The organism is Chrysiogenia bacterium (assembly GCA_020434085.1).
Classification (GTDB): domain Bacteria; phylum JAGRBM01; class JAGRBM01; order JAGRBM01; family JAGRBM01; genus JAGRBM01.
Map to the genome: position 1 here is coordinate 1 of JAGRBM010000185.1, position 3,961 is coordinate 3,961.

5 protein-coding genes are annotated in these 3,961 nt (G+C 59.7%); 2 read left to right on the plus strand and 3 right to left on the minus strand.

Going from position 1 to position 3,961, the window contains the following annotated elements:
* Both KDH09_06145 and KDH09_06150 read left to right on the plus strand, forming a co-directional pair.
* Window positions 1–181: hypothetical protein (locus KDH09_06145; GenBank protein MCB0219259.1), on the plus strand; the 181-nt coding region annotated here is incomplete at its 5' end.
* Window positions 174–1,508, plus strand: a complete 1,335-nt coding sequence (locus KDH09_06150) for a hypothetical protein (protein MCB0219260.1) — start codon at window positions 174–176, stop codon at window positions 1,506–1,508. The genes KDH09_06145 and KDH09_06150, both read left to right, overlap by 8 nt.
* Before the next feature lie 567 nt (window positions 1,509–2,075).
* Here the strand turns inward: KDH09_06150 and KDH09_06155 are convergent.
* The 3 genes from KDH09_06155 to KDH09_06165 form a co-directional block, all read right to left on the minus strand.
* Window positions 2,076–3,461, minus strand: coding sequence for a PD40 domain-containing protein (locus KDH09_06155; protein MCB0219261.1), 1,386 nt, complete (start codon window positions 3,459–3,461; stop codon window positions 2,076–2,078).
* An 86-nt stretch (window positions 3,462–3,547) separates the two neighbouring features.
* Window positions 3,548–3,769, minus strand: a complete 222-nt coding sequence (locus KDH09_06160; GenBank protein ID MCB0219262.1) for a hypothetical protein — start codon at window positions 3,767–3,769, stop codon at window positions 3,548–3,550.
* Window positions 3,770–3,802: 33 nt separating this feature from the next.
* Window positions 3,803–3,961, minus strand: a 159-nt coding sequence (locus KDH09_06165) for a HAMP domain-containing histidine kinase (GenBank protein MCB0219263.1), incomplete at its 5' end; no start/stop codon positions are given.

Consider the following 3,961-nt stretch of genomic DNA (forward strand, 5'->3'; position numbering starts at 1 on the left):
GTCCATGACGGTTAAACTCTCCCGCGAGCAATACGAGGAGCTCTGCAACCGCAACATGGAATACCTCCAGGACATTCTCTACGAGGGCAGCAAGTCGGTGCGCGCCCCCGATCCCTCCGACGAGGTCTACATCGTGGGCATCCAGGCGATTCCCGTGACGAGGCGCAGCGACGATGAGTAGGAAGTTGCTTGTGCTCTGCCTTGCGCTGGTGAGCCTTTGCGCCGGCTGTCCCCAGAACGATGGCGGCATTATCGGCAACGGGGCCAGCACCAGCCCCACGACCCTCCGGCCCGTCGCCATCGATCCGGGCAGGATCTACGCCTACGAAGACACCCCGGTGAGCATCACGCTCACCGGCAGTTTCGCCAAGATCGCCAGCAAGGGTTCCGACGCCTCCCTCCAGGTGCTCGTCACTTCCCTTCCGGCCTTCGGCATGCTGAGCGTGCAGAGCGGACCGGCCCCGCTGCAGATCACCTACACGCCCGGGCCCGATTACTCCGGCCCCGATTCGCTCACCTTTCTGGTCAGCGACGCCAAGTCGAACCGGTCCGAGCCCGTGAGCGTCGACATCCGCGTGCTGGCCGTGAACGACCCGCCGGTGGGAGTGCCCCCGGCGCCCGTGACGACGCGCTTCGATACCTCCGTCGCCATTGTGGTGAGCGGAACCGACCCCGACGCGCCCGAAGCGAGCCTGTTCATCGAGATCGTGGGCGGAACTGCCCACGGCCTCATCAATCGCTATGTGGGTTATGCCCCCATGACGCTCATCTATACGCCCGACCCGGGTTACTACGGCACCGACGGGTTCGACTTCATCGTCCATGATTTCCAGGGCGGCACCTCGGGCGTGGCGAGCGCGTCCATTGAGGTCACGGCGCCGAGCTTCCCGCTCGGCCTCGTGATGGTCTCCCCCATGAAGACCGTGCAGGAGGGCGCCTGCTCCACGGTGAACGAAGTCGAGGTCCAGGACACCGAAGGCCGCACCGTGAAGATGCCCGCCCACGTGACCCTCGAATTTGGCGGCCCGGAGTCGGCGAGCTTCTATGCCGATGAGGAATGCGCAGTGCCCGTGAGCTTTCTCATCATCGAGCGCGGCAGCGCGGGCGCAGTGTTCTATTTCCTCGACACCCAGGCCGGCGAGCCCGAATACAGCGTATCCGACGCGGCCGAGGTCCTGCTTCCGGCCGCGCAGAGCCACGTCATCACCGCGGCGCCCATGACTTCCTCCCTCAAGGATGCAGGCGCTGGCTCAGCCGCCCCCCAAGAGGAGGGGCAAAGCCCCCGCCACGCCTGCCTCATTGTGAAGGGCTCGCTCTACTGCCGCGGCGCCAACGAATACGGCCAGCTCGGCGACGGCACCACCGAGGACCACCGCGAAGCCGTGCTTGTTGGCGAGGACGGCTGGACCAGCGTCACCGTAGAGATCGACCAGACCTGCGGCACCCGCAAGAGCCGGCTCTACTGCTGGGGCCGCTACTTCGGGCCGCTCCCGCGGCTTGTTCCCTGAGCGCGCTTCGCGCCGCCTGGGGCCTTCAGCGCCCCGCTGTTTCAATGTGAGTCTTCGCTCACCTTTCGCTCCCTTCCATTTCCGTGATTTTTTTCTGTCCGCCGAAGCCTTGCGCGAAGGCGGATGGCGGGCCGTGTTTACAAATTCCGATTTTTTTTCTCCCTGTCCTGAGCCTGCCTGCGGTGAGCCTGTCGAATCCGTCGAAGGGGTCCTCGCTCTGGAGATGCGCGCAAAGCGCCACGCATCAGCTCTCCCCCCCGCTGCCGGGGGGAGATGGGCGAGAAACGCCCAAGGGGGCTGCGTGCCGGGGCGCCCCCACAGTCCGGGCCTTGCCCGGCCAGCTCCCCCGTCAGCGGGGGAGCGCAACACCGTTGGGCCTGTCGGCCCGTCTGTTTTCAGTATGGGAAAGAAAGAAACTCACGCAAGGAGCGTGACCCAAGATGGCCCAAGATGGACCGAAATGACCCGAGATGACCCGCAGAATTTACATGGAATTATGTGTGGACCCAGAGTGAGGAAGTGTTCAATCAGCACCGTGAGCCCCTTAAGGGCCTAGCAGAGAATTACCTAGGGGGACAAAGGGTTCGGTGCTACGAAAACGCCCGATGCACCGCCGACCAAATTTGTCGCGGAAGACTCAAACGATACATAAGCGCCGTCGCCTGAGATCGCAGGAAACATGCTCGCACCGTTCGATTGGTTATTATCAATACCAATGCTAACTCTGGCAATACTATCCGCGTTTCGATCAACCACAAAAATGTCTGAGACCCCATTCGTATCCAATGGGACGAGATCTGAGTTATCCGCATCGAAGACAATCAAGCCTCCATTGCCTGACAACGACAGAGAGCGATTTGAGCCCCCGCTGTAACCAGTGCCAAGCGCTATTCGCTCAGTGGTCCCTGAAACACGATCACGCACAAAAAGATCAGCGCCATTGCCGTTGGCATCCGACGGGACAAGATTGGATGCCGATGACAAGAAAACGACGAATCGCCCATTACCTGAGATGGCTGCCAGCCAGCTCTGCTCATTCCCTTCGATTTCATCTGAACTGACACTAACTCGTTCCGTAACGGAATCCCCAAGGTCACGCACAAAAATATCTGTTGACGAGTTCGTGTCAGCTGCAACCAGGTTTGTTGCATCCGATTGAAACACTACAAATCGCCCATTCGACGAAAGCCCCGGATTGTTTTGTTGTCCTGGATTGTTCTGGCTGTTTCCGTTTGCCTGGGCTCCACCAGCTGCAACGCTCACCCGAATAGTCGTCTGAGACTGTAGGCTACGGACGAATACGTCCTGAGCGGCATTCGTGTCATCCGCCACCAGATTAGTTGCGCCAGAATAGAACGCCACAAACTTACCATCATCTGAAATCGACGGCCCAAAACAGTTGCCGTTCGCCTCATCACCATTTGAGGCGATACTGACGCGCTCGGTAACCCCGCTCGATCGGTCTCGAACAAATATGTCATACCCGTTCGTCGAGTCAGTAGACACAAGATTGGTGGCTTTAGATGTGAACGCAACACGGCGGCCATCACCGGAAATGTCCAACGTTCGGGGAGAAAAAGGATCACTACTCGATTCATTTGCGCTGACTTCATTAGAATCAACGCTGATCAATTCAAACGTAGCGATCTGACGGTCACGCACAAGGATTTCAGTCTGATCAGCCCCCCCAGAAAGGTAGCTGGAACCCATGGCTGCAAACGCCAAATAGCGGCCATCGGAAGAGAGCGCCGGAAATGCGAATACTCCGGGACCCGTTCGTTCAATTGGTCGATTCGTCTCAAATGGAACGCCGAGCGGCTGCAGCACCAGCGGGCCAGCGTCCCCGCCGCACGATACGATACATAGAAGAATCAATATCGTGAGCGCGCTCATTAATGCTCGAATGACTGGCAAATCGCATCTTACCCCACCTGAGTCCCACTGCTTGAGCACCAATCAACTCCAGACTTCGACGAATGCCGAGCAAGCTAATATATCTGTAGTGATAATGATAGCAATTTACCCCAACACAGCCCCCCCTACCGATCCTCATCAGACATCTTGTTCTCGGCATCCTTGCGGCGCTTTTTGATCGCGTCCCATTCCTCGGTCTGCATGCCGAGCCAGCGGTCGCGATCGAGGCGCTGGGCGATGACCGGGCAGTGGCAGTAGGAGCAGTAGACCTCGTCGCCGTTGGAGACGCCGGCGTCCAGGGGAATGTTGGCCTCGCAGTAGGGGCAGGTCAGTTCGTAAAGCGGCATAACGGGGCTCCTTTTGGGGCGTTGGCCCGGTGCTCAGGAAGCGCTCGGGGCTTCGCGGGGAATGCGGATCACGAAGGTCGTCCCCTCGCCCGCCCGTGATTCGAAGTCGATGCTCCCGCCGTGGGACTCGACGATGCGCTTGGTGATCGCCATTCCCAGACCGGTGCCGTGTTTCTTGCCGTGGGTGACAAA